Origin of the sequence: Pseudoalteromonas sp. NFXS39, assembly GCF_040148775.1 — a bacterium.
GTDB lineage: Bacteria > Pseudomonadota > Gammaproteobacteria > Enterobacterales > Alteromonadaceae > Pseudoalteromonas > Pseudoalteromonas apostichopi.
The window spans coordinates 461,164-486,631 of record NZ_JAGDEC010000002.1 but is presented as its reverse complement, the minus strand read 5'-3'; the positions used below and the strand labels follow the sequence as shown (position 1 = coordinate 486,631).

General features: G+C 40.4%; 18 protein-coding genes, 12 tRNA genes and 1 pseudogene. 14 read left to right on the top strand and 17 right to left on the bottom strand.

The window, feature by feature from the left end:
* The first annotated feature begins 30 nt into the window (after positions 1-30).
* Entirely contained in the window at positions 31-663 is a 633-nt protein-coding gene (gene nth / locus J3455_RS05760) for an endonuclease III (RefSeq protein WP_130051851.1), read from the top strand.
* Positions 664-877: 214 nt separating this feature from the next.
* Here nth and J3455_RS05755 read toward each other — a convergent pair whose 3' ends face one another.
* Complete coding sequence (locus tag J3455_RS05755; RefSeq protein WP_167659215.1) at positions 878-2,071, bottom strand: sensor domain-containing diguanylate cyclase; 1,194 nt, start codon at positions 2,069-2,071, stop codon at positions 878-880.
* 230 nt (positions 2,072-2,301) lie between these two features.
* Between J3455_RS05755 and J3455_RS05750 the strand changes: the two are divergent.
* Positions 2,302-2,539 (top strand): annotated as a pseudogene (locus J3455_RS05750) (endonuclease III domain-containing protein); the annotation flags it as partial.
* Between the two features lie 124 nt (positions 2,540-2,663).
* Here J3455_RS05750 and J3455_RS05745 read toward each other — a convergent pair.
* Entirely contained in the window at positions 2,664-4,202 is a 1,539-nt protein-coding gene (locus J3455_RS05745; RefSeq protein WP_286257855.1) for a S10 family peptidase, read from the bottom strand.
* Between the two features lie 253 nt (positions 4,203-4,455).
* Here J3455_RS05745 and J3455_RS05740 point away from each other — a divergent pair, with 253 nt between their 5' ends.
* On the top strand, positions 4,456-6,363 hold the full coding sequence (locus J3455_RS05740; RefSeq protein WP_167659214.1) for an aminotransferase class V-fold PLP-dependent enzyme: 1,908 nt from the start codon (positions 4,456-4,458) through the stop codon (positions 6,361-6,363).
* Positions 6,364-6,615: 252 nt separating this feature from the next.
* Positions 6,616-7,014 carry a lactoylglutathione lyase gene (gene gloA / locus J3455_RS05735; RefSeq protein ID WP_054553771.1) on the top strand — a complete coding sequence of 133 codons (399 nt, stop codon included), beginning with the start codon at positions 6,616-6,618 and terminating at the stop codon, positions 7,012-7,014.
* A gap of 10 nt (positions 7,015-7,024) precedes the next feature.
* Here gloA and J3455_RS05730 read toward each other — a convergent pair whose 3' ends face one another.
* The 10 genes from J3455_RS05730 to J3455_RS05685 form a co-directional block, all read right to left on the bottom strand.
* Positions 7,025-9,262, bottom strand: coding sequence for an ATP-binding protein (locus tag J3455_RS05730; RefSeq protein WP_167659213.1), 2,238 nt, complete (start codon positions 9,260-9,262; stop codon positions 7,025-7,027).
* On the bottom strand, positions 9,259-10,398 hold the full coding sequence (locus J3455_RS05725) for a sugar ABC transporter substrate-binding protein (protein ID WP_250661866.1): 1,140 nt from the start codon (positions 10,396-10,398) through the stop codon (positions 9,259-9,261). Before J3455_RS05725 ends, J3455_RS05730 begins: the two co-directional genes overlap by 4 nt.
* Positions 10,399-10,490: 92 nt before the next feature.
* Positions 10,491-11,639 carry an ABC transporter permease gene (locus J3455_RS05720; RefSeq protein WP_130052306.1) on the bottom strand — a complete coding sequence of 383 codons (1,149 nt, stop codon included), beginning with the start codon at positions 11,637-11,639 and terminating at the stop codon, positions 10,491-10,493.
* Positions 11,640-11,641: 2 nt separating this feature from the next.
* Positions 11,642-12,568 carry an ABC transporter ATP-binding protein gene (locus tag J3455_RS05715; RefSeq protein ID WP_167659211.1) on the bottom strand — a complete coding sequence of 309 codons (927 nt, stop codon included), beginning with the start codon at positions 12,566-12,568 and terminating at the stop codon, positions 11,642-11,644.
* The gene (locus J3455_RS05710) at positions 12,565-13,512 is read right to left on the bottom strand and encodes an HlyD family secretion protein (protein WP_130051858.1); all 948 of its coding nucleotides are present in this window, start codon (positions 13,510-13,512) and stop codon (positions 12,565-12,567) included. Before J3455_RS05710 ends, J3455_RS05715 begins: the two co-directional genes overlap by 4 nt.
* A 317-nt stretch (positions 13,513-13,829) precedes the next feature.
* Positions 13,830-13,905 (bottom strand) — tRNA-Glu (locus tag J3455_RS05705).
* A gap of 166 nt (positions 13,906-14,071) precedes the next feature.
* A tRNA-Glu gene (locus J3455_RS05700) sits at positions 14,072-14,147 on the bottom strand.
* A 168-nt stretch (positions 14,148-14,315) separates the two neighbouring features.
* Positions 14,316-14,391 (bottom strand) — tRNA-Glu (locus tag J3455_RS05695).
* Between the two features lie 130 nt (positions 14,392-14,521).
* Positions 14,522-14,597 (bottom strand) — tRNA-Glu (locus J3455_RS05690).
* Positions 14,598-14,636: 39 nt separating this feature from the next.
* Positions 14,637-14,712 (bottom strand) — tRNA-Ala (locus J3455_RS05685).
* A gap of 643 nt (positions 14,713-15,355) precedes the next feature.
* On the opposite strand from J3455_RS05685, the gene J3455_RS05680 reads away from it, so the two are divergent.
* The 10 genes from J3455_RS05680 to J3455_RS05635 all read left to right on the top strand — a co-directional run bounded on the left by J3455_RS05680 (position 15,356) and on the right by J3455_RS05635 (position 21,582).
* Positions 15,356-15,431 (top strand) — tRNA-Val (locus J3455_RS05680).
* A 36-nt stretch (positions 15,432-15,467) separates the two neighbouring features.
* Positions 15,468-15,543 (top strand) — tRNA-Val (locus J3455_RS05675).
* A gap of 26 nt (positions 15,544-15,569) precedes the next feature.
* Positions 15,570-15,645: transfer RNA gene (locus J3455_RS05670), tRNA-Val, on the top strand.
* A 39-nt stretch (positions 15,646-15,684) separates the two neighbouring features.
* Positions 15,685-15,760: transfer RNA gene (locus J3455_RS05665), tRNA-Val, on the top strand.
* A gap of 43 nt (positions 15,761-15,803) precedes the next feature.
* Positions 15,804-15,879 (top strand) — tRNA-Val (locus J3455_RS05660).
* Positions 15,880-15,914: 35 nt separating this feature from the next.
* A tRNA-Val gene (locus J3455_RS05655) sits at positions 15,915-15,990 on the top strand.
* 33 nt (positions 15,991-16,023) lie between these two features.
* Positions 16,024-16,099: transfer RNA gene (locus J3455_RS05650), tRNA-Val, on the top strand.
* A gap of 518 nt (positions 16,100-16,617) precedes the next feature.
* A complete protein-coding gene (locus J3455_RS05645) occupies positions 16,618-18,252 on the top strand; it encodes a response regulator (protein WP_130051859.1) in 1,635 nt (544 codons plus the stop codon).
* A gap of 7 nt (positions 18,253-18,259) precedes the next feature.
* Positions 18,260-19,636: an ABC transporter substrate-binding protein gene (locus J3455_RS05640; RefSeq protein WP_349561315.1), complete on the top strand. Its 1,377-nt coding sequence runs from the start codon at positions 18,260-18,262 to the stop codon at positions 19,634-19,636.
* Positions 19,633-21,582 carry an ATP-binding protein gene (locus tag J3455_RS05635; RefSeq protein ID WP_130051861.1) on the top strand — a complete coding sequence of 650 codons (1,950 nt, stop codon included), beginning with the start codon at positions 19,633-19,635 and terminating at the stop codon, positions 21,580-21,582. Before J3455_RS05640 ends, J3455_RS05635 begins: the two co-directional genes overlap by 4 nt.
* Here the strand turns inward: J3455_RS05635 and msrB are convergent.
* The 5 genes from msrB to ligA all read right to left on the bottom strand — a co-directional run bounded on the left by msrB (position 21,579) and on the right by ligA (position 25,396).
* The gene (msrB, locus tag J3455_RS05630; RefSeq protein ID WP_167658506.1) at positions 21,579-22,022 is read right to left on the bottom strand and encodes a peptide-methionine (R)-S-oxide reductase MsrB; all 444 of its coding nucleotides are present in this window, start codon (positions 22,020-22,022) and stop codon (positions 21,579-21,581) included. The genes J3455_RS05635 and msrB overlap by 4 nt on opposite strands.
* Positions 22,023-22,090: 68 nt before the next feature.
* Positions 22,091-22,543, bottom strand: coding sequence for a hypothetical protein (locus tag J3455_RS05625; RefSeq protein WP_239977607.1), 453 nt, complete (start codon positions 22,541-22,543; stop codon positions 22,091-22,093).
* Positions 22,544-22,552: 9 nt separating this feature from the next.
* A complete protein-coding gene (locus J3455_RS05620) occupies positions 22,553-23,041 on the bottom strand; it encodes a DUF2919 domain-containing protein (RefSeq protein ID WP_178926797.1) in 489 nt (162 codons plus the stop codon).
* Positions 23,038-23,382, bottom strand: coding sequence for a DUF3392 family protein (locus tag J3455_RS05615; RefSeq protein WP_130051865.1), 345 nt, complete (start codon positions 23,380-23,382; stop codon positions 23,038-23,040). Before J3455_RS05615 ends, J3455_RS05620 begins: the two co-directional genes overlap by 4 nt.
* Entirely contained in the window at positions 23,375-25,396 is a 2,022-nt protein-coding gene (ligA, locus tag J3455_RS05610) for an NAD-dependent DNA ligase LigA (protein WP_256854709.1), read from the bottom strand. Before ligA ends, J3455_RS05615 begins: the two co-directional genes overlap by 8 nt.
* Positions 25,397-25,468 lie beyond the last annotated feature (72 nt).

The following is a 25,468-nucleotide window of genomic DNA, read 5'->3' as shown; positions in this document are numbered from 1 at the left end:
GCGCACCGTCACTGCGTGCTTTACGCCACCATGAATAAAGAAAAACGCTACGAGATCTTATCTCGTCTTCGTGAACAAAATCCGCACCCAGAAACAGAGCTTGAATATTCAAGCCCGTTTGAATTATTAGTTGCTGTTACCTTATCAGCACAAGCAACAGATGTGGGGGTTAATAAAGCCACACGTAAGCTTTTCCCTGTTGCTAACACGCCTCAAGCGATTCTTGATTTGGGCCTTGAAGGCCTTCGTGATTACATTAAGACCATTGGTTTATTTAATTCTAAAGCTAATAATGTCTATAAAATGTGTGAGATTCTGGTCAATAAACATAACTCAGAAGTACCAGAGAATCGTGAAGCACTCGAAGCATTACCGGGTGTTGGCAGAAAGACCGCGAATGTTGTTTTAAACTGTGCCTTTGGCTGGCCGACCATTGCTGTAGACACGCATATTTTCCGCGTTTCTAACCGCACTAAGTTTGCCATGGGTAAAGATGTAGTTGCTGTAGAACAAAAATTAGAAAAAGTAGTACCTAAAGAATTTAAAGTCGATGTGCACCACTGGCTCATTTTACATGGTCGTTATGTATGTACTGCACGTAAACCCAAATGCGGCAGTTGTATTATTGAAGACTTGTGTGAGTTTAAGGATAAAACTGAGTAATCAAAGACTTCATTGTTGTATTACTCAAACTCAGTCAGCACCTTTAGACCACCCATTAAGGGGCGGCTTCGGTAAGTAAGTGATGGGCATACAATCACCCCTGACGTGATAACACCCCTCAATAAGCACAGTACTTCTAAATGAAAGCTTCTCTTCATAAAAAGTAGATGCAGCTCACTCTCGGTTTTTCGAAAAACGCAGCCACAATATTTCTTCAGGCAGTACAGTTTACCTTATTTCGACCTGAGGCTTTAGCTTGGTAAAGCACAGTATCTGCTTGAGCTAAAATAGAGTCAAAACTTTGTTTATAATCTGGCTGCTGGGCGACACCTATTGATAAGGTAAAACGAATAGTTTGTTGCTCAAATTTTACTTGGCATTGTTCTACATGTGCTCTAAGACGTTCAGCCATGTCTTTTGCCTCTTCTATTTCAGTTTCAGGTAGCATCATCGCAAACTCTTCGCCGCCTATTCTCCCGATAACATCGGACTTTCTTATAATTTTTCGCACTAAATCGGCAAGTGAACAGAGCACCTTGTCACCAGCAGCGTGGCCGAAGGTATCGTTAATAGACTTAAAGTTATCGATATCAAACATCATTACACAATACGAATGACAATAACGTACAGCTTGTGAATGCTGACATTCAGCCATTTGATAAAAAGCTCTACGATTAGGAAGCTGTGTTAATTCGTCCGTTAAGGCAAGTGTTTCAGCTTTTTTCTTGGCTATTTCGATCTCTGCCGTACGGGCTTTAACCTGCTCTTCAAGACTATGATTATATTTTTTTAATTTGGCTGCCATTTGCTCAATATCAATCACATAGTTCGCTTGGCGAATTGCAATTTCAATGTAAGAAGTAACTTCTTTTATTATTTCAATTTCACTGGCCGACCAGTGTTGAGTTGATGCACTGTCCAAGCAAAATAAACCGACGACATTATTTTTTACATTGATAGGAGCATCCAGTACAGCTCTGGTCTTTCCTTCTATCATAGCGTCTTTTAATGGCGCTATAAGTGAGTTGGTTTCGACATCATCAATCGCCAATATTTTTTGTTTTTTTAGCGCTGCGAGGTATTGCGGAGCAATAGTTAAATCAGCTTCTATGCCTTCGATAGAGGGTGAGTTTTCAGTGGGTATACAGCTATGTACGGATAAAATCCCTTGAGGTGAAATAGTAGAATAGGATACACGATACATAGGGAAATATTGGGCTATATCCTTTAGCGCAATGGTTATTATTTGATTCGGCGCTAATTCAGAGCTGATACATTTTGCTATTTTATTAACGATGTCAGCACGCTGTTTATCGAACCTAGCAGCACGCACTTCTATTTGATACTGTCTAATTTTTATAAAGGTAAACAACAGTGTCAAAACTAAAATTATAAAAATGATGCTCACATTCACTCACCTATTAAGTCACTATCATTATAACGATAAAACAGCGATAGGTTACTAAATAATTAACAAATTGATCACATTACTTTCTATACAGGAATCGAAAGAATCGATTTTTAATCAACCAAACACTGAAGTATCTAAGATTATCAAACAAATAGACTAGACAACTTAATCGTTAACAACGGCCATTGGCCTCTCAAAGCAGCCTATTTTAGCGCAATCATCTAAATCTACTTTCAGTATACTTCGGCGGGCCGACAATTGCTGTTGATACGCATTTTTTCCGCGTTTCTAACCGCACTAAGTTTGCCATGGGTAAAGATGTAGTTGCTGTAGAACAAAAACTAGAAGAAGTGGTACCTAAACTTGTTAATCCTGCATGGCCGCTATGTGTGTACTGCTCGTAAGCCTAAATGCGGCAGTTGTAATATTGAAGATTTGTGTGAGTTTAAAGAAAAGACTGAGTAGTTGAAGTCTACTCGAAAGCAAATAATCTAAAGGTGATGTTCCCCACTTCTTCTTTTTCTATCCCCATGCAAACTCATTTTGCACATTGTGCCAAACAAAGGGTTTGGCACAATCTGCCCAGCCGTTATAGTGGATTTCGGCTCACCTGCTTTTTAATAAACTCTCGCGTATCATTTAACAACGATAATCTTGCTGGTTCGTGAACATACATCATGTGACCGCCGTGATAATAGTGATAGTCAATTTTATCAGCGTATATACCGTGTCTATTTAAAGTGTATTCAGCATCAAAAAATGGGGTAACAATATCGTAATATCCAGAGGCAACCATCACTTTCATCTGTGGATTACTACGAAGAACATAAGATAGATCCGGTGCTGTGTTGACGTATGTTGGCTCCCAACCTTGTCCGTCAGGAGCAGTTCGCCAGCGCCAATTATCAGATAACTCAGGGTCGCCAGGATTTAAGTATTTTCTTTTCCACTGCACGTTTAAGTCTGTGTGCATGTATTTCATCAGTGCCGCTTTATATGCCGGCCCTATAACTTTCGAAGCGTCTTGCTTAGGAGCTGCTGTTAGATCATCTCTTTCATCAAGCTTATAACGTCCATCAAGAAAGCCAACGGCAACGCCCTCATCACGCAATAATTCTTTTGCAAATCTAAAGGCGTTAATGCGTAAATCAGCCTGTTCAATATATTGTTTACTTAGCCCTGTATAACGGTGAAGTCCATCAACAATTAGCGCTCTGTCAGCTTTACTGAGCGCATTACCCTTAAATAGTGCAGGCAGTAATTCATCTACAGCAAATTTTCGGCTAGCATCAATGAATGCTTCAAAATTTCCTGATGTGTCTACTTTTTTATGATACCAAGCGGTTGCAGCAAGTGTGGGTATGTAAGTGACGTAAGAAATGATATTGTCATCTACATAAGGGCTTGAACCTTGATAGTCTAAAGCTTGTGAAACAAAAATAATGCCATTTACATTAATCAGGTGTTTATCCATAAGCACTTTAGAAACCGCTGCTGCTCGAGTTGTACCATAACTCTCTCCCAATAAAAATATTGGTGCATTCCAGCGATTTTCTTTCGTCAGCCACTGGGCAATAAAATCAGCGATAGAAGATGCATCTTCATTCAAGCCCCAAAAGGCTTTGCTTTCAGTGTCACCTAATGCACGTGAGTAACCTGTACCAACAGGGTCCACAAACACCATATCAGTCACATCTAGAATCGTCTCAGGCGCTTCTTTTAATTCGTAAGGAGCCATTCCAGGAGATGTTGCATCGCTTGGTACAACAACTCGTTTGGGGCCATAAGCCCCCATGTGTAACCAATTAGACGATGAGCCAGGGCCACCATTCCAGATAAATGTAACAGGTCTATTTTTGTTGCCGTCTGAGGCTATGTAATCAAACGAAAAAATAGCAGCTGTTGGCTGTTCGTTTTTGTTTAATAAATAAGTTTCACCTGCTACAGCTTTGTATTTCAGCTTTTTGCCATTGAAAGTGCCTTTATGCTGCGTAACAAATTTTGTGGCTTCGGGTATCGACTTTTTACTGTTGTTTGAATCTGAAATTTCATCTGCATTGACCGCGTTTGTACAAAACGCAAACAATGTCGAGATGACTACGGTTTTGAAATTGGCAACATACGCCATGTTTTATTCTCCCTTGGAAGCTTGCCTTTATTTTTAGCTGTATCTGGCTTGAGTGGTTTTATCACTCAGTGCTCAATTAACCTTTTACTTTAGCGATTACTTTTACAGTAAGAACATGTAATTTCAACTATCTGCGATTAACACGCAAAAAAGCATACCCTGTATCGAAACAAAAATATCAATGTATTAATTTCACAAGCTTCCATCCTTTCGTTATGCTGTTGAGTAATGTGAATTTTTTATGAGAGTTGCTATGTTACCTTTACTTCGTATCTTATTAATTGAGCAAGATCCTGCCACCTTAAAAGAGCTTTCAACGAACCTAGCAAGAACAATCCCTAACTTTGAACGTACTGATGTTGATATCGAGATTGTTGAGTGCATTGAGCTCAAGCAGGCGTTGAATTATGTAGAGGAAGATGGTGATATTCAAGCTGTAGTGCTTAGTTGGGATGTATTAAACAATGGCGAACGCACCTATAGTCGCTTTATCGAGCAACTAAAAGGCATCCGTCTTGAACTGCCAGTCTATGTTATCGGTGACGATACGAAAGGCTTGGAAATAGTCAACGAGTCTGAAGAAATTGAATCTTTCTTTTTTAAAGACGAGGTCATTTCAGACCCTGAAGCAATCTTGGGCTATATGATCAATGACTTTGATGACAGATCAGAAACCCCATTTTGGACCGCTTACCGTCGTTATGTAAGTGAATCAAACGATTCATGGCACACACCTGGGCACAGTGGCGGTGCTAGCTTTAGAAACTCTCCCTATATTAAAGACTTTTATCAGTTTTATGGCCGTAATGTGTTTGTTGGCGACTTGTCTGTTTCTGTCGATTCGCTTGGCTCATTGTCAGACAGTACCAACACTATAGGCCGCTCTCAAGAATCAGCAGCGGCGACATTTGAAGTAAAACATACCTACTTTGTTACCAACGGCTCATCTACTTCAAATAAAATTATTTTGCAAACTTTGCTACGTAAAGGCGATAAGGTGATAATAGACCGAAACTGCCATAAGTCAGTGCATTATGGCATTTTGCAATCGGCTAGTTTACCTATCTACTTGTCGAGTATTTTGAATCCTAAATATGGTATCTTCGCACCACCGTCACTGGCTGACATTAAGCAAGCAATTGAACAAAATACCGATGCTAAATTATTGGTTTTAACAGGCTGTACTTACGATGGCCTGCTTAGTGATTTAAAGCAAGTGGTTGAATTTGCGCATCAGCACGGTATTAAAGTGTTTATCGACGAAGCCTGGTTTGCTTATTCACTTTTTCACCCGAGTTTACGCCACTACTCGGCGATTAATGCTGGCGCGGACTATGTTACCCATTCGGCACATAAAGTGGTTTCAGCGTTCTCTCAAGCATCTTATATTCATGTTAACGATCCTGATTTTGATGCCGATTTCTTTCGTGAGATCTACAGTATTTACGCCAGTACCTCGCCAAAATATCAGCTCATTGCTTCGCTAGATGTATGCCAAAAACAATTAGAAATGGAAGGTTATAAATTACTGAATGCCCTACTGAATCACGTTGCAGAATTTAAGCAACAAATGGCTTCCCTAAAACATATAAAAGTGCTCGATAAGCAAGATTTCATGGATATATTCCCACATTTTCGTGGCGATAACATGGGCCACGACCCACTAAAAATTCTTATAGATATTAGTGAGCTACCTTATTCATTAAAGGATATTCATAAATTCCTATTAGATGAAATTGGCCTTGAAATTGAAAAGTATACTCACAGTACTATCTTAGTTTTACTAACTCTTGGCGGTACACGCTCAAAGATCATTCGTCTTTACAATGCACTGAAAAAACTCGACAGTGGTAAAGTGAAGCTAGCCACCACAATGAGGCGCACTCGCTTACCAGAAAACTTACCTGCTATAGACTTGGCTTGTATCCCAAGTGATGCGTTCTATGGTGAACGTGAATCTGTGCCGATTAGTAAAAGTAACAACCGAATCTGTGCCGGATTAGTGACGCCTTACCCTCCTGGTATCCCACTGTTAGTCCCGGGGCAACATATCACTAATGAGCATATCGAATATCTTAAAGAGTTGGCGGGACAAGGTCTGACAATCCAAGGGAGTTTTGATGGCGAAATCTATGTACTGAAAGGTAAAGTGAAAAGCTAAACGTACGCTTATATCTCAAATACCTCATTGTTATGCAGCAATAGCTCTCCCATTGCTGCATATCATTACCTTCTTTATACCAAAGCTTAGTTATTAATTTTACAGCATGGACTTTGCGATTTGTCTCAATGCTACTGTGCAAGCAATCGAAATAACTTATAATCCATTTTTGATAATTTTAACGCGCAGCCTTATACCACACTGCGTTATTAGAATTGTGCGAATTTAAAGACAAGAAAGAGGATGCTAAAAATGCGCTTATTACACACAATGCTTCGCGTTGCTGATTTAGACAAATCAATTGAATTTTATACGCAGGTATTAGGTATGAAAGAGCTGCGTCGTGCAGACAACGAAGAGTACCGCTACACCCTTGCTTTTGTCGGTTATGGTGATGAAAAAGATTCGACAGTGCTTGAGCTTACTTATAACTGGGATACAGACAGCTATGATTTAGGTAATGCATACGGTCATATTGCTATTGAGTTTGATGATATTTATAAAGCTTGCGAAGACATTAAAGCTGCTGGCGGTAATGTGAGTCGTGAGCCGGGTCCTGTTAAAGGCGGCACAACTGAAATCGCGTTTGTTAAAGACCCAGATGGTTATGCGATTGAGTTAATTCAGAAAAAAGATAACAACACTTTTTGATTGATAGTGGCTATTTCAGCAATTGCTGAGATAGCCACTTTGCGAGTACTTTTTCCAGTTCAGTAAAATTAATTGGCTTTGCGATATGGTCGCTGATACCAATTTTTGAACTTCTTTCGATGTCGTCTTTCATTGCATTGGCACTGACTGCAATAATTGGTGTATTAAAACCTGACCTTGCTAATAAATTTTCACTGGCAGTTAAACCATCCATCACCGGCATTTGGATATCCATTAAAATCAGTGCGTAGTCTTTTGTTAGGGTTTTCTCACACGCAATTTGTCCATTTTCGGCCAATTCATAACTTAGACCTAATTGAGTTAAATACTTAGTGATAACAATTTGGTTAATTGGGTTATCTTCGGCAATTAATATAGGCTTATCGACTGAGTTAAAATCAAATTGAGAGTCTTTATCTAACTGATCCACTTTAGCGCTTACACCTTCTGGATATAGCGTTTTAAAACTGACATTAACCGTAAACTCGGTTCCTTTGCCAAGCTCACTAATTATCGCTATATTCCCTGCCATTAAATCAATCATCCCTTTACTAATTGCAAGCCCAAGGCCTGTACCGCCATATTCACGGGTGATATTACTTTGCGCCTGAACAAATGGATTAAACAGTGCTTTAATTTTATCTTCTGCGATACCAATTCCTGAATCTTTTACAGAAAACTCAACGTCTGTGACGCGTTCGTCTCTATTTAGCAAAGTAAGTGAGAGTACAATTTCCCCTTGGTTAGTGAACTTAACTGCATTCGAAAGCAAATTAATAAGCACTTGTTTAACACGTATTTCATCACACTCAACGATCAAAGATTGTATTGAGGGGACATCTAGATTGCAGCGAATCCCTTTGTTATCACAACTAGGCTTGAATAATAAAATAAGGTCACGACAAAGCGCGACTAAATCACATTCACGCGACTCTAGCTCTATTTTTTTTGCCTCTATTTTTGAAAAATCAAGAATGTCATTAATAACGGTCAATAAAACATCGCTGCAGTTATTAATTTGCCTAACGAACTCTGCTTGCTCTTGCGTTAATTCGCTTTTATTTAGTAACTGTAAAAAGCCCACGATACCATTCATTGGAGTGCGTATTTCATGGCTCATATTCGCTAAGAATTGGCTTTTAACTTGCTCAGAACGCTCAGCCCGATGTTTTTCTAGCTGCAAAGAAGTAATTTGAATATCAATGGTTTCAGCCATGCTATTTAGCGACTCAGCAATATCTTTAAACTCTTGGTAGTGAAAGTCGTCAGTATTTTGTTTGTAATTCCCTAACGCATACTCGCGGCTAAGGGCAGTTATACGATTCAGCGGGTTATGAAGTCGCGCAGTCAGCCAACGGACGAGAATAAATGAAATAACAGAGAGTCCAAAAATTAGTAGTCCTGCTAATACGGCTGTTTGTTTAACGGCGCTGGTGTAACTTGTTTTGGTTTCGTTAATTTGAAACTGTAAGTTCGTTGGTTTGCCTTCGAAGTAAACATTATTAATCGTTGCTTGCCCCATTAGTTTCCCATTTTCGCCCGCATCACCCAAACTAAACAAAATATTTTTTTCTGCTGTGATTTGTACTTGCTTGCCTTCTTGATAAACTGGCTGCTCATTATGTATTGCAAGCCACTTTAACGCTTCGGATAAGGGGACAAAAGACACTAATACGCCCGTTTTGATAATTGGCTCGCTCAGTGAATCTTGCTCATGGAGCAGTGTTGATGTAATAGCCAACAAGGCATTTTGTTTTGCTTGTGCAGGAACAAACAACTCACTCACTTGGGGGTTATCAATAATTTGAATTGTGTTCTGTTGTGTCGATGTTTGGGCGCTATCGAGAATGCTTTTTGTGAGCTTATAGTTCAGATTTAAAGAGGTAATAGGATAACCCTCAACTATAAACCCTTGGTTATCAATAACAATTGCAGCTTTGATTTGCGGGTTTTGGGCGACAAACTCCTGTAGCTGTACTAGCGCGAACTGTGAGTATACAACTTTATTAGGCAATTCAGTAATCGCCTTGATACTACTAAGTAATTGGCTGTTTTTCTCAAGCTTAAATAATAGTTGCTCAAGACTAGCCGCATTATTTCTGGCTTGCCACTGTAAACTAGTGTTTGCCTGATCAATCGAGCTTAAATAGAAACGCCCTGTCATCAAACCTGCAAGTATCAATAAAGGTATAATTACCAGAAGTAAAACACTGATAAACAAGGCGCGACTAAAGCGTGGACTGCTCATTCATCCCCTTCATTGGCAATCGAACGCTCTGCCAACCCTTGCATAAATAACCCCGCTTGCTCAGCAGTTAAGGCTCCACTCCCATAGCGAATAAAACCTTTATTTAATACTTCCCATACAATGATCATAGATGGCGTTGATAGCATAGGTTTTGTGAATTGCATAGCATCAACTAAGGTTGATAACCATGAACCTTGTTGTGCTTTTAGCTTATTTAAAACCTCTGTATTGATAGGAATATCTTGGAGCTGTTGCCAAATCATTGTTTGGAACTTTTCTGATTGAACCAATTTAGCAAATTTGAATAAGTTTTCTTTATTTGCACCATTTAGGCCATCATTTGGAAACGCCAGTACAAAAGTAGAGTAATAAGGCTGCATATACTCACCATTGAGTTTCGGTAACTGTTGCATCCCTAAATTATCACCAAGCGCCTGATCATAAGTTTTTAATGCCCATGCACCATCAATAGTAAATGCGGCTTGCTGCGCTTTAAATGCGTTATTTGAACAAGTGTAATCGCACTGTCTGTCAACGAGGTTTTGTTTACTTAAATCCCAAACAAATTTGAGAGCAGATTGCATTGCAGGCGTGTTTAGCTGAGCTTTATTATCTACAATTAGATCACCATTAAAAGCCGATAAAAACGGAATAAACCAGTACATCTCCATAAAACTCCATGTAACTAGTTTAACCTCTTCAGGCAAGGATGATTTAAAGCTATATATATCCTGCCAATTTTCTATTGGCTCTTTAACGTACTGCTTATTATAAAAAAGTAGCAGGTGATTACCTTGAATAATGGGAATACCCAAGAGCTGATTGTTTAGCTTAGCAGTGTCTAAGGTTCGCTTATCTGTAGTGTCAGCAATGAGTGAGCTTGGAATAACACTGTAGTTGGCATATTTATCAAGACCTAAATGATCTGCAGGCACAATAATAACGTCTGTTGAGGTGCTGGTACTGGTGTTTTGTACCAGTCTTACTTTTAGAGCTTTTTGATCAACCGACACAGAATTAACCGTCAAACCACTTTGCTCAGCGAGTGTGCTTAACAGTTGATCAAAATGCTCATGTTTCATGGTATGGGCTAGGTTTATCTTTGCCGCATAGCTATCAAATGTAACTATTAGCATCACTACCCAAAATACTTGCCACACGCTAAGGTTTGCTCATAAATAATGAAAATTATATTTTAGTTAAGCACATATGCCGTACATTGCCTAGCTTAATCAAGGGTTTTCTTGAACCTAAGTGCAGCCATAGCCAAGCCTAAAATAGTAAAGATCAAAAGCCAAATTAAGTCACTGCTCATACTCATTAGATTGACATCTTTTAGTACTATTCCTCTTATTAGCCTTAAATAGTGCGTTGCTGGTAAGCATTCAGCAAGCCACTGCGCCGCCATAGGCATTCCTTCATAGGGAAATACAAAACCAGACAATAAAATGGAAGGTAACAGAATAAAAATAGTCATTTGCATTGCTTGAAGCTGGTTTTTAGCGATGGTCGAGAGCACTAAACCTAGCACTAAACTGGCGCATATAAAGGCAAATGTTGCGACAACCAGTGCCATTAAACCACCGCCAAAAGGAATATGAAATAATATCTTGCCCATTCCTAATATAATAAATAACTGAATAAAACCAATGAAGATATAAGGCACCACTTTACCTATCATCAACTCAAGTGAGCTTAAAGGTAAGGTTATTAAGAGCTCCATATTGCCTCGCTCTTGCTCTTTAACAATTGCAGCAGAGGTAAACATAATCATAGTCATGGTCAAAATGACAGCTGCTAAACCTGGCACAATATTAACCGCAGAGCGCTGCTCAGGGTTATAAAATAAGGTTGTTTCAAAGGTAGGATAAGTTCTATTCGCGGGCTTATCGAGCAGCTCAGCAAGCGGCATGTTGCGAAGCGATTTAATGCTCGACGCTACCATTGTATCTGAGCCATCAACTAACCAATGCGCAATTGGCCTGACTAACGACTCATTACTACCATCTGGTAAACCAAAACCGACTGTTGGGTGTTGAGCAAGCCGGTTTGCTACATCGTGGGGTATAAAAAGCACGGCGCGCACTTTAGCACTGGCTATTGCTGTTTGTGCTTGCTCTATACTGTTATAGTAATCTGTCACTTTGACCACATTTGTGGCTGATACTGTTTGTACTAAAATGCGGCTGAGAGCAGTGTGACTATGATCGACTACTGCAACAGGGATATCCTTAACATTAGTGTTAATAGCATACCCAAATAGAATCAGCTGGATAAGGGGGATCATTACCACCATAGCAAATGTCATTCTATCACGGCGTAATTGTAATAACTCTTTGCTTACAATAGCTTTTATACGGCTTAAAGAGGTAACAATATTCATTGTCTGCCCTGCCCTGTACAAGTTACAAACACGTCCTCAAGGCTTGGGCGAACAATATTTACTTGCCACGTATCCTTACAAAATGATTGCTGTTTTATAAACTCAACGGGATCTTGAACATCTTTTTTCACTAATACTCGCAATTGTGCGCCTAACTGAGTCGCCGAGATAACTTGATCGATTGTTGCGAGCTGTTTTTTTAATTCTCTAGTTTGCGCCCCAGCTATTTCTACAACATAGGCATGCATGTCTGTCATTAATTGTTTTGGTGAGCCATCGGCGCGTTTAATACCGGATTCTAAAATTGCTAAACGATGACAGCGCTCCGCTTCATCCATGTAGTGAGTAGTGACTAATATTGTGGTACCGGCATTACTTAAATCAAAAAGTGTTTCCCAAAAGTCACGGCGATTTTGTGGATCGACTGCCGATGTTGGCTCATCAAGAAATAAAATTTTCGGTTTATTGATCACTGCAGCAGCCAATGCCAAGCGCTGCCTTTGGCCCCCACTCATACTTCCGGCCATTTGTTCCGCTCTTTGATCAAGACCGTAGGTATGGAGCAATTCATCAATTCTTTGTTGTTTTTGCCGCTTTTTTAAAGGGTAAAGCGCAGCCATGAACTGGAGGTTTTCAAGTACAGTTAAGTCGCTATAAAGTGAAAACTTTTGAGTCATATAACCAAGTTGTGTTCTCAGCTTTTCTGCATCTTTTGGCAGGCTCAAGCCAAGCACATTGATATCACCGGCGGTTGGCTTCAATAAACCCGTAAGCATACGTATTGCAGTCGTTTTACCACAACCATTGGGGCCTAAAAAGCCATAAATTTGGCCTTGCTGAACGTCTAGATCAAGGTTATCAATCGCTGTTAAATCGCCAAATTGTTTTATCAAGCCTTTGGCATGGATCACCGACTCAGTCATGGCATAACCACTTGGGCAGGTACGCCTGTTGGTAAGTTATTCTCAGTTGCAGGTAGTGTTACCTCAGCAAGATACATTAAACGCGCGCGCTCTTCCTGATTAAGGGCATAAAAAGGAGTGAAAGCAGGCTCTGTGGCGATCCAAGTAAGTTCGCCTTCAATCTCTTGATCTATGCCGTCTACGCGAACCATGAGCCTCATGCCCTGTTTGAGCTTGGCGCGATATGGTTCTGGGATATATACGCGTGCGTATGGTGCGCTGTTCGCTTGAATAATAACCACAGGGCTTCCTTTAGTAACTCGCTCACCTACATGCCAAGGCAAATTATCGACTCTGCCGGAACGCATCGCTTTAATTGTCAGATCTGAAAGATATTTTTGTTGTACTTTTAGCTCAGCTTCTGCGGCTTGAACTTGCGCCTTTGCACTATTAATATCTTCGACACGAGAGCCATTTGTTAGCTCTTTTAGGTTCTGCTTTGCTGATTCTAAATTTGCAAAAGTTTCATCCCGTGCGGCTGTTGCGCTGTCTAAGGTTTCTTGGCTTGCGAGCTTATCTTTAACTAACGTTTTTGCTCGGCGAAAATTAGCTTCGCTTTGTGTGTATGCAGCATTTGCCGCTGCTACTTTGGCTGATGTCGCAGCAACCTCTTCTGGGCGAGCACCATTTAAAGTTTTATCAAGAAATGCTGTTGCTTGAGCTAGTTGCGCTTGAGCTTTGGCTACAATGGCTTGTTGAAGCTCAGCATCGAACTGTGCAATTACCTGCCCTTTTTCAACTAACTGACCTGCTGAGACGGGTAAATCAATCAGTACTTCGTTAGTCGTTGCAGGATGGATCACACGTTCACGCTCAAGAGTCCCTAGCGCTACTCCCTCATTAGAGTCTGAACAAGCTGAAATAACTAAAGAAATAAATATGAGTACAACACGTTTAGCTAACATTTTAATTTCCTTACGGTTAGCTGATGAGTTGCTAAATACTATAAAGTAATAAAATGTTCAGTAAAAGTGTTCTGTAAAAATTGATTTTTTAGATATTAAAAAAATAATATCGCAGAGATATGTTGGAGAGTTAAAGCGATGAAATTCTAGATATGTTTATCTAACCATTTGAAGTTAGATTACAAGGTGATTATTCCTACTTAACATAAGATTATGTCAATATGTGGCATCGCGCTAAGAGATTAGTACTCTTGATAACGTCTTGCATAGATTGTTCGGAGTTCACCGAACCGCTACACATAACCTACTTAAGTAAGTGGCGTCCCCAAGGGGATTCGAACCCCTGTTACCGCCGTGAAAGGGCGGTGTCCTAGGCCTCTAGACGATGGGGACGCAGAAATTGGTTTGCAAATCACCGATTTGCTATTTCTGTGTAAGATGAGACCGAGCCTGCGAGGAGAATGGCATTAGCTTAAACAGAAAGTTTCTGTGTCACTAGGACAACTGAATAATTAGACTCGATTCAGACGAGTGTTAATAACACAGCACTTTTAGTAAGTGGCGTCCCCAAGGGGATTCGAACCCCTGTTACCGCCGTGAAAGGGCGGTGTCCTAGGCCTCTAGACGATGGGGACACATAATGTGTCACTAGGACAACTGAATAGTTAGACTCGATTCAGACGAGTTTTAATAACACAACACTTTTAGTAAGTGGCGTCCCCAAGAGATTCGTACTCTTGATAACGTCGTGCATAGATTGCGCGGTGTTCACCGCCCCACTACACATAACCTACTTAAATAAGTGGCGTCCCCAAGGGGATTCGAACCCCTGTTACCGCCGTGAAAGGGCGGTGTCCTAGGCCTCTAGACGATGGGGACACATAATGTGTCACTAGGACATTAAATGATAGTTTGACTCATATCGGAGTTAAGGTTACTAAATTAACATGTAAGTACTCGAGACTAACATATTTATTTTCTTGGCAATTGCTCACTTACTTGAAGTAAGTGGCGTCCCCAAGGGGATTCGAACCCCTGTTACCGCCGTGAAAGGGCGGTGTCCTAGGCCTCTAGACGATGGGGACGCAGAAAACTGCAACCCTAGGACAAACACTATGCAAATCTGGTGGAGCTATGCGGGATCGAACCGCAGACCTCTTCGCTGCCAGCGAAGCGCTCTCCCAGCTGAGCTATAGCCCCGACTTGCATACACACTACCAATTAATGTTGGCTGTGTATCGCTGAGTGCGGGGCGCATTCTATGCAGCCCCCCAAATAAAGTCAACAGTTTTTTATCTAAGTTTATTTAAATGATTTAAATTTCAACAAGCTGACTAAATATCAATCCGTTACGGTGGTGTTTTAAACAAAGTGCTATCAAATTCGCTATTTTGAGCTACTTGCAGTACTGGTTTCTCATTTAAAGGCTTCCTGCCTATAAACTTGCTTATTTAAATAAGGTATACATTTATATGCAAAACAAAGATCGCTACCTAAAGCTTTAAATAAAGAAACTAAGCGTACCCTATGTTGTTTTTTAATATACAAAATAGGTCGCTTTTAACTGATGCAAACTTATTGATACGAAGAAACTGCTATAAAGCTTTACTGTTTTCATATCACTTCGATCATTTTACTAAGGTCATAGAGCTATAGATCAACTTATAAATACAAGGTTATGAATATAAATTGCATATTTGTTCACCAAAAAATGCTTAAATGCCATGTCATTGTTTATAAAAGCTGCATCTAACACATTTTTACTCATTCAAGTGTTGACACATTTACAACTCTATCTATAATAGCGCCCCACAACAACGCAGCAATGAGTTGTTTTAGATATGGGTCGTTAGCTCAGTTGGGAGAGCATCGCCCTTACAAGGCGAGGGTCACTGGTTCAAGTCCAGTACGACCCACCATTATTCACTAATGGTGTTCATATCTAAATTCTTAATGGGTCGTTAGCTCAGTTGGGAGAGCATCGCCCTTACAAGGCGAGGGTCACTGGTTCAAGTCCAGTACGACCCACCATTAAGAAATAGGGCTGCATGTAATATGGGTCGTTAGCTCAGTTGGGAGAGCATCGCCCTTACAAGGCGAGGGTCACTGGTTCAAGTCCAGTACGACCCACCATTATTCACTAATGGTGTTCATATTACAAAAAATCTAAATGGGTCGTTAGCTCAGTTGGGAGAGCATCGCCCTTACAAGGCGAGGGTCACTGGTTCAAGTCCAGTACGACCCACCATTAAACACATTTTAGTGGTGTTCTCATTTAGATTAATCTTCGCGGGTCGTTAGCTCAGTTGGGAGAGCATCGCCCTTACAAGGCGAGGGTCACTGGTTCAAGTCCAGTACGACCCACCATTTTCACCGATGGTAAGCGAAGAAAAAGATTATATGGGTCGTTAGCTCAGTTGGGAGAGCATCGCCCTTACAAGGCGAGGGTCACTGGTTCAAGTCCAGTACGACCCACCATTTAATCTTTAAGCCACTAGGCAATTTATATGTGGGTCGTTAGCTCAGTTGGGAGAGCATCGCCCTTACAAGGCGAGGGTCACTGGTTCAAGTCCAGTACGACCCACCACATATAAACACTTCATTAAATATATTTCCTTATTTACCCTTAGCTTTCAAAAGCATCGCCACCATTAACAAAACACACGCTCGATGGTTCTAGTCCAGTACGACCCGCCACATATAAACACTTCATTAAATATATTTCCTTATTTTACCCTTAGCTTCTAAAAGCATCGCCACCATTAACAAAACACAGGCTCGATGGTTCAAGTCCAGTACGACCCACCACATATAGACACTTCATTAAATATATTTCTTTATTTTACCCTTAGCTTTCAAAAGCATCGCCACCATTAACAAAACACAGGCTCGATGGTTCTAGTCCAGTACGACCCACCACATATAAACCTCTAGTATCTAGTTCCTTTTATCTGACATTTGAGATTTAAACTCTAATACCAACCTCCCCCACTATTGATATAGCCTAAAAGTAAATTTTAAATCGCTGCAAAAGCTGTAATTTGCCTTGTCAGCAGCTAGACTGTTTATTATAGTCGTTGTTAATGTCACTTAGTCGCAAGTCCAATGCCTGCAAAGATTTTTTCGAAAGCCAAAATTTTAATAGTTGAAGAGCAGCCTCTTGCTCAAAGCTATATGAAACAATCCTTAGAAGGGTTGGGCTTTCGTCAATTGCGTTTTGCAGAGCATGCCATTGCAGCAAAAGAACAATGTCAAATTGAGCAATTTGACCTCATCGTTTGTTCATTTAACTTAAGTAAACATCAAGATGGCTATCAGCTTTATGAAGAGCTGAAAATGAAGCGCCTTATTAAAAATTCCACGGGCTTCATTTTTATCTCAGCTGAAACAAGTGGTTCTTTGGTTCACAGTGTGCTTGAGCTACAACCAGATGATTTTTTAGTTAAACCATTTACAATTTACGAATTAAAAAATCGTATAGAAAAAGTACTATTACGCAAGAACAACCTCCACCAAGTTTATCAACTTATTGATGATGGGAATGACTCCAAAGCAATTAAACAAATTGATGCTTTGTTGCAAAATAAAGGCAATAGTTATAGCGCGATTCTATTGAGATTAAAAGGTGATGCCCTACTTCGCCTCAAACGCTTTGAAGATGCAAAAACATTCTTTAAATCAGTGCTCGATATTCAAAAATTCACATGGGCAAAAGTAGGTTTAGTAGAAGCACTCATTGCCAATAATGAACACACACTTGCACATCGTATGCTGAAGACAATGTTGCAGCGCAGTGAAACTCGACTCGTTGCTCTTGATTTACTCGGTCGATTAGAAATAAAGCTGCATAAGTTTGATGAGGCTCAGCAGTTTTTTAGTCAAGCTGTTGAAATTGCGCCACGTAATATTGACCGTCAAAAAACCTTGAGTCATGTATCGTTACTTAATCACGACTACGAAAAGAATTATCTAACTCAAAAAGACATTGCTAGTTACGCAAAGCACTCTATTCACGACAACCCTGATGTGTATTTAAATGCGGCTCGTGCCGGTATTGATTTTGCTTTAACTACAGATCAGACCGATCAAGTTAATCGTATTTCAAGACAGACAAACCAATACTTGAGTGATTTAAAAAAACAATTTCCTAATAGTAATAACCAAACACAGATTGACGTTCTCAATGCGCGTTTGCATTACTTAAAGGATGAACATCAAAAGGCCAAAGCACTCATCAATCAACTGGATGAAAGTGACAGCCAAATTCGTTCGGTAGATGGAGCCCTCGATAAAGCGAAAGCGTTTCATGAATTGGGCTTCCACCACAAAGCACAAACATTGTTTAACCAAATTATCAATCACTGTGAACGTCACCCATCAATAAGCGATCCGGTATATTTACGTTATATTCAACAGCAACAAACTGAGCGGCGTGATATTAAGTTAGGTCCAAAAGAGCTCAATAACCACGCTGTGACGCAGTTTAATAAAGGCCAGCTAAATACTGCACTTGAAGCATTCACACAGGCATTTAGAATAATGCCAAAAAATGCCAGCATCGCCTTAAATTTACTGCAGTGTTTATTCGATACAAATAACCAAGGCCAATCATTTAATTTAGCACTCGCGAAAAAATGTTTTGCCTTGTTAGATGCTCAAACATTAGAAGATGAACAAGCAATCCGCTTTGAAAAAATTAAAGCACAGGCTGCAAAATTAAAAATTAAACTTGCAGAGTAACTTCTTTATGGCGTTTCGTTTGTTAAAACTTAAAAATCTCACCCTCAGCGATGCGCTTTTGGTTTTTTGTCAATGTAGCTTTGCCTCAGCAACATTACAACATTGGCAGCAAGCAGCTATAAATTGGCAAAGTGAAGCGGGTAGCCATATAAATATCTTGGCTGACGAGCAACCCGCATTTATGGCTTTAAAACCCTACATTCCTTTGTTTGAAAAGCTAACAGGAATTTCTGTTGGTTTTCATGCCTTAGAACAATCGCAAATGCGTGCTCGTCGACATCAAGATTTAAGCGAAGCCACAGGTCTTTATGATGTACTGCCTATGGGAATCACATTTTTAGGTGAAGCTCAAAGCCAAGGCTGGGTTGACCCTTTACAGCCATACATTGAAAACCCTAGACTTACAGACAAAGCGTGGTATCAGTTAGAAGATATTAGTGAGCGTAGCCTAGCCCTTTGTAAGATCGACGATACACTATATTCGTTACCGTTTGATTTTTCTGCGCCGATATATTTTTACCGTAAAGATCTTTTCGAGCGCTTCAACCTAGAAGTACCCAATACCTACGAGCAACTGCAAGCGACTAAAATTAAGCTGCAAAAGGCTATTGACCGCATCCCTTCTTTGAATGGTATGCACGCATTTGCCTCACGCACACTGCCGGGGGCAGGATTAAACACCTGGACAGTCTTACCTATTATGCGAGCTTATGGTGCTGAGGTTATCAATAAGCAAGGTCAATCTGTTTTCGGTAGTCCTCAGACAGCAAAAAGCTTACAAGTGTATCGTGATCTAGTCACGGGATTCGGCACCCCTGATAACAGCCGCTTACTTCACTTTTATGAAATTCGTCGCCTTTTTAAAGAAGGCCAACTTGCCTCGGCCTTTTTGGCCTCTCATTTTTATAATGAAATAGATACCGCAGAAGAGTCTGATATTTGGAATAAATGGGAGGCCGCCCCCTTGCCTGCTGGCCCAATAGCCCGAGAAACATCGCCATGGGCATGGGCGTTCGCGATAAATAGCAAATCAAATGAAAAACATGCTGCATGGTTATTTATTCAATGGGCAACAAGTGAACAAACAGCCGCACTACTGAGTACCGGTGGTTCACCACCAAGGCAAAAGGTGTGGCACGAAAAACTATTTACTTTAGTAAACAAGCCTGGCTTTAATAAAACCATGTTATGGGTATTTGATCACGCAACTCCGGACCGCCTGCAGTCTGGTATGGTCGAGTTTCCTGTTATTGGCAAAATTATCTCGCAAACCTTTAGCCAAATTTTCTATGGTGCAGATATAAAGCAATCTATTAAAACTGCTGACGAAAAAATAAACACTAATATGCAAGCGCTAAAAGTACGGAGCAATATTCAGCAATGAGAATTAGTATTGCCCATAAAATTTTAATGATCATCGGCTTTACCATTACCCTTATTTTAGGGGCAAGTACGTCTTTGCATGTTATGGAGCTAAAAGAACAAACACTTTTAAACATGAGTGAAAAAGCTGACGCTATTGTCTCACCCATGTTGTCAGAAATAAAAAGCTTAACTAAAGACAATACGGTAGGTAGTTGGGTACTTAAAATTCAGGGATTAACATTAAAAAATATTCTAAAAAATAATACCTTTGATGACTTACAGACGATTTACTTTATCGATCAAAATAACTTTATTGCTGCCCATCCTGATAACAGTAAAGTTGATACCCTTGAAACTAACCAAATGCTATTAAAGCAGCTTAATCCAAAGCAAAATACCATTGTAGCTATGGAGCAACAATATGCTGTTGCTGTACCAATTAGCAACTTTCAGGGCGAAAATATCGGTTATGTTATTGTGAGCTTTTCAGATAAAGACTTAGCATTAAAAACTAAATCTATCATTAGTAATGCTGTGTCACTATTTGCAATCTACCTTTTAACTGCACTCATCATCGCCTACATCATTATTCGCCGTATTATCTTGCAGCCAATTGATCAGCTTGTTGAGTTTTCTCATGCTGTGACCACTGGTGATCTAAACTGCCCTATTAACATAAAAAGCCAAGATGAGATTGGCACCCTTGCCAGTGGCTTTAAAATGATGCGTGCTGCGGTTAGGCAACAGATTAACAGCATGCATGAACAACATAGTTTACTCGAAGATACCGTTGCTAAACGTACTCAAGAGTATCTTGATGCTAAAGAGCAAGCTGAGCAATCAAATCAGGCTAAAAGCCGCTTTTTAGCCAATATGTCCCATGAACTTAGAACTCCGCTTAATGCAGTGTTAGGCTTCAGCCAGTTACTGCAAGATAGCGAAACAGATAAAAATAAACGTCGTTACTTAGAAGCAATTTCAATCTCGGGTAATTCCCTGCTTAATGTATTGAATGACATTCTCGATTTATCAAAAATCGATGCTGGTAAAATGCAACTCGATATTGAGCGTGTAGAAATCCCTAAAATGTGCCATGAACTCAATATGATGTTTTTACAACTCAGTGCACAAAAAGATCTCGACTTACAGGTGATTTCTAACCCAGCGCTAAAAACGCCCGTGTTACTTGATAGTAATAAAGTGCGCCAAGTACTCACAAACTTGATCAGTAATGCTATTAAATTCACTGCACAAGGCAGTGTCAAAGTGTATTTCGATTTTAAAGCCCACGATGACAACAGCAATATTGATATCAAAATTCATGTCAAAGACACAGGTAAAGGTATTCCTAAAGATCAACAAGATCTTATTTTTAATGATTTTGAACAAGTACAAGGCCAACGTAGTTCTGAGTTTGGCGGAACCGGATTAGGTCTAGCTATTTCTTTGCGCTTTATCAAGCTAATGGGTGGTGATTTATCAGTGATCAGCGAAAAAGGCCGAGGTAGTGAATTTATTGTATCGTTACCAAACGTTGAATTGGCCGAATCAAAAACCGAAGTTGAGCATCGTAATTACCCTGCCATTTCAAGCTATCATTTTAATCCTGCACGTATTTTAATTGTTGATGATATCCCTTATAACCGAGACTATTTAGAGTCCTTCTTATCACGCTGGAGCTTTACTATAGATACAGCTATCAACGGAGAAGATGCGCTTAATAAAATGGAGCAACATCAACCTGACTTGATCATTATGGATTTAAAAATGCCCGTAATGGGCGGTTTAGAGGCAAGTCAATTAATTCGTAGTGATGATCGCTTTAAACATATTCCAATCATTGCAGTTACAGCGTCAACGCTAAAAGATGATAAGGCGCAATCGAATATTTTGACAGACTACATTATTAGTAAGCCAATTTACCGCGAGCACCTTATTTTTATCATCGCTCAATATTTAGATTAGTCGCGTTTTTTCATCGCTATGGCATTCATACAATAACGTAAACCAGTTGGTGGTGGACCGTCAGGGAAGACATGGCCCAAATGCGCGTCGCAAACATTGCAAATAGCTTCTATTCGTTGCATACCATGACTAGAATCAGCCACATAAGCAATACTTTCAAGACTGCTAGGCTGTGTAAACGAAGGCCAGCCGGTGCCACTATCGAACTTTTCATCGCCGTCAAACAATAAATTGTCACAACAGGCACACGCATATTGACCAGGTTCAAATAATGTACATGAATCAGAGCTGTGCGGGCGTTCTGTGCCTTTTAAGCGAGTAACATAAAATGTGTCTTGTTCGAGCTCAGCTTGCCACTCAGATGGCGACTTCTCGACTCGACGTGGAGGTGTTGGGTTACCATTATGGGCAAACTCTAGAATATCTTGCCAAGTTAACATAGTGTTCCCTCAGGGTTGAATACAACAGTTGCACAGTACAACACAAGCACTGCAATGGGCAAGCAACATTAGTTTAATTGTAAACGGATATCTATTTTAGAACGCTCGCGCTCAGAGAGTAGTTGCTCTAAATGACTTTTAATTATATCGCTGCGAACACTTAATATTGCGGTTGATTTCTGCTCATTGATATCAGTTACATGGATGATACCTTCACCAATTTCAATCTGCTTTATTTGGCCAATTAATACAAACTCAGCTTTGCGTTTGAAATCGAATAAACCCGCTAAGCTTATTAGTGCTAGCTGATTCACATCACGTTTTAATAAGTCAGTAATGGGATTGCGTGCTACAAATAACGGCGTAACTCGATAAAGGCTTGATAGGGTTATAAAACCCCATAACATCACAAACAACGAGAATGCAGCACTGTGCCAAAGTGGTGTAAATACCCATAAAGCAATTAAAACGAGCGCGATTGCGAATGATATTTTTGCTAAAAGCTTATTAATTACCAGCATTGTGCTGCCCTATTTTTTCTCTATTGGATCTGGCCAATCATTAAAAAAAACTGATAGATATCTGCTTTTTAATAAATATAACAGCACCCATAACACCAGTACCATTTGGCTGGCTAAAAACAACGAAAACTGATAATGGCTGTGCGCTGCCTGATAGGTTAACCAGCTTAAATCTGTAATTGCACACAGAATTAATGGCCAGCGCATAAACCGCCAAATAGACGCTAAACGTTTTGCACTTATGGCGTTTTCTTGTGGCCTGCGTAAGCAAAAGATCACTGCCGGTAATAAGGCAATCGCAGCAATCGCAATTGCTGTAAAGAAATCGCTTTTAGCTTTAAAAAACAGCGACATTATATCTAAATCAGGGCGGCGACTCAGCGCCGCTATTATCCAGATAAAATAACTTCGCAAAAGCACTAGTAAGGTTAAATGAAACGCTAATGGGGTACGATAAGCACCGTGTTTATCCCAGTATTCTGGGCCATAGCGATTCATATTTGGTTCTTCTTATCGGCAATCACGCCAAGTATCAAAAAGGCTGCTATTAGTGTTAGCGCTAGCCATTTAACACCAAGTAACATTAATAGCTTACTTAAAAATGGAGTTACAAACACCACAAGTAAGCCCATGCCAAACCCGGTGACTAGCACAAAGCAAAGCACACGGATAATAAAGTGACGACGCGCAACAAAGCGCTTGGTCACTTTAATAATGTCGTTTGCATACAAGGATAAAAAACACACCACCAGCAATAATGAAATATTGTAAAGGTGTGGTTGCAGCCAGCTGCCGATTGTTAAAGCAACTGACGACAATGCCTGCAATACACTATCCATTGTGCTCACTTAAAAGTGCAATGAGATCTGCCTCGGTTAATACATCAATACCTAAGTCTTGTGCTTTTGTTAATTTTGAGCCTGCTTTTTCACCCGCAATTAATGCATCCGTTTTTGCCGAAACACTGCCCGACACTTTAGCACCTAGAGCTTGCAAACGTGCTTTTGCATCATTACGGTTAAGCTCACTCAATGTGCCGGTCAGTACGTAAGTTAAGCCAGCTAATGGCTGTGCATCGGCACTTGGAGCCGTTAACTCTGGCCAATGAATACCTTGTTCAATCAGCGCATTTACAACAGCCATATTGTGCTCTTCGCTAAAGAAGCCACGTACATGCTTGGCAACAATCTCACCAACATCACTTACTTCAGTTAACGCATCAACGCTTGCTTGCGTGATTTTCTCTAGCGTTAAAAAATGGTTTGCTAAGTTTTGCGCTGTTGCTTCACCCACTTCACGAATGCCTAACGAATATAAGAATTTAGCTAAGGTTGTTTGTTTAGCATCTTGTAGTGCGTTTACTAAGTTCTTAGCAGATTTAGGGCCCATTCGCTCTAGGGATTCAAAATGCCCTTGTTTTAGGATAAATAAGTCAGCAGGCGTTTTAATAAGCTCTCGATCTACAAGCTGGTCAACAATCTTATCGCCTAAGCCATCGACATCAAGCGCTTTACGTGACGCAAAGTGCTTAATTGCTTGCTTACGCTGCGCTTGGCAAACTAAGCCACCTGTACAACGAGCAACCGCTTCACCTTCGATGCGTTCCACATGTGAGTCACAAATTGGGCAAGTAGCTGGAAATTCAATTTCTTTAGCATCGTCTGGACGACGTTCAAGTACAACTTGGGTAATTTGCGGAATAACATCACCCGCACGGCGAATAATCACAGTATCGCCAATTTTAACGCCTAAACGGGCAATTTCATCGCCGTTATGAAGCGTTGCATTAGACACTGTAACGCCCCCCACAAATACAGGCTCTAGTCGTGCAACTGGTGTAATTGCGCCAGTGCGACCTACCTGAAACTCAACATCAAGTAATTGTGTGATTTCTTCTTGTGCGGGAAACTTAAAGGCAATTGCCCAGCGTGGTGCACGTGCCACAAAGCCTAAACGCTCTTGTAGCTTTTTGTCGTTTACTTTGATAACAACACCGTCAATTTCGTAGGCAAGATCACTACGACGCGTCAAGATGTCTTGGTAATAATCAAGAGCAGCTTGCTGACCTTCAACGAGTTTTGTTTCTGGGCACAGAGGTAACCCCCAATCAGTAAGTTTAGCAAGCTGTTGATAATGATCTTCTGGTAGCTGCCCATCCGCAACAAGGCCAGTACTGTAGGCATAAAACATCAGTGGACGTTTTGCTGTTACTTTAGAATCAAGCTGGCGTAGGCTACCGGCAGCAGCATTACGTGGGTTTACAAACACCTTGTCGCCGCGTTTTTCAGCTTCACTATTAAGCTTGGCAAAACCAGCGCTGTCCATAAATACTTCACCGCGTACCTCTAGTTCTGCGGGGAAGTCATCGCCACGTAACTTCAGCGGTACATTGCGAATCGTTTTTACATTCTGGGTGATATTTTCGCCCACCATGCCATCGCCACGAGTCGCGGCTTGTACTAAAACGCCATTACGATAAATAATTGATACCGCTAAACCATCAAGCTTTGGCTCACAGCAAAAGGTTAGCTCTTTGTTATCCATTACACGTTCTTTTATACGACGATTAAAGGCAGCAAACTCTTCTTCTGAAAAAGCATTATCAAGTGACAGCATAGGCACTTGGTGAGTTACTTGTTCAAACTTATCAAGTGCAGCGCCACCGACTTTTTGCGTGGGTGAATCTGGGCTTTGAAACTCAGGATTCGCTTGCTCAAGCGCACTTAACTCACGCATTAGACGGTCATATTCAGCATCAGGAATGCTTGGTGCATCCAGCACATAGTAATTATGGTTATGCTCTTCTAACTGGGCACGTAGTTGGCTAATTTGCTCAAAGATAGGGCTGGACATGAAAACCTCAAAAATCTACATAAAAAAAGCCACTTAGACGACTTAACGCCAAGTGGCCTAATACTTATCATC

Excerpts from the sequence above, each read along its gene's own strand:
- J3455_RS05635 (WP_130051861.1), top strand. The coding sequence starts at position 19,633 with ATGAGAATTAGTATTGCCCATAAAATTTTAATGATCATCGGCTTTACC.
- J3455_RS05745 (WP_286257855.1), bottom strand. The coding sequence starts at position 4,202 with ATGGCGTATGTTGCCAATTTCAAAACCGTAGTCATCTCGACATTGTTT.
- J3455_RS05725 (WP_250661866.1), bottom strand. The coding sequence starts at position 10,398 with ATGCTAATAGTTACATTTGATAGCTATGCGGCAAAGATAAACCTAGCC.
- J3455_RS05740 (WP_167659214.1), top strand. The coding sequence starts at position 4,456 with ATGTTACCTTTACTTCGTATCTTATTAATTGAGCAAGATCCTGCCACC.
- J3455_RS05620 (WP_178926797.1), bottom strand. The coding sequence starts at position 23,041 with ATGAATCGCTATGGCCCAGAATACTGGGATAAACACGGTGCTTATCGT.
- J3455_RS05615 (WP_130051865.1), bottom strand. The coding sequence starts at position 23,382 with ATGGATAGTGTATTGCAGGCATTGTCGTCAGTTGCTTTAACAATCGGC.
- nth (WP_130051851.1), top strand. The coding sequence starts at position 31 with ATGAATAAAGAAAAACGCTACGAGATCTTATCTCGTCTTCGTGAACAA.
- ligA (WP_256854709.1), bottom strand. The coding sequence starts at position 25,396 with ATGTCCAGCCCTATCTTTGAGCAAATTAGCCAACTACGTGCCCAGTTA.
- J3455_RS05730 (WP_167659213.1), bottom strand. The coding sequence starts at position 9,262 with ATGAGCAGTCCACGCTTTAGTCGCGCCTTGTTTATCAGTGTTTTACTT.
- J3455_RS05710 (WP_130051858.1), bottom strand. The coding sequence starts at position 13,512 with ATGTTAGCTAAACGTGTTGTACTCATATTTATTTCTTTAGTTATTTCA.
- J3455_RS05715 (WP_167659211.1), bottom strand. The coding sequence starts at position 12,568 with ATGACTGAGTCGGTGATCCATGCCAAAGGCTTGATAAAACAATTTGGC.
- J3455_RS05640 (WP_349561315.1), top strand. The coding sequence starts at position 18,260 with ATGGCGTTTCGTTTGTTAAAACTTAAAAATCTCACCCTCAGCGATGCG.
- msrB (WP_167658506.1), bottom strand. The coding sequence starts at position 22,022 with ATGTTAACTTGGCAAGATATTCTAGAGTTTGCCCATAATGGTAACCCA.
- J3455_RS05645 (WP_130051859.1), top strand. The coding sequence starts at position 16,618 with ATGCCTGCAAAGATTTTTTCGAAAGCCAAAATTTTAATAGTTGAAGAG.
- J3455_RS05625 (WP_239977607.1), bottom strand. The coding sequence starts at position 22,543 with ATGCTGGTAATTAATAAGCTTTTAGCAAAAATATCATTCGCAATCGCG.
- gloA (WP_054553771.1), top strand. The coding sequence starts at position 6,616 with ATGCGCTTATTACACACAATGCTTCGCGTTGCTGATTTAGACAAATCA.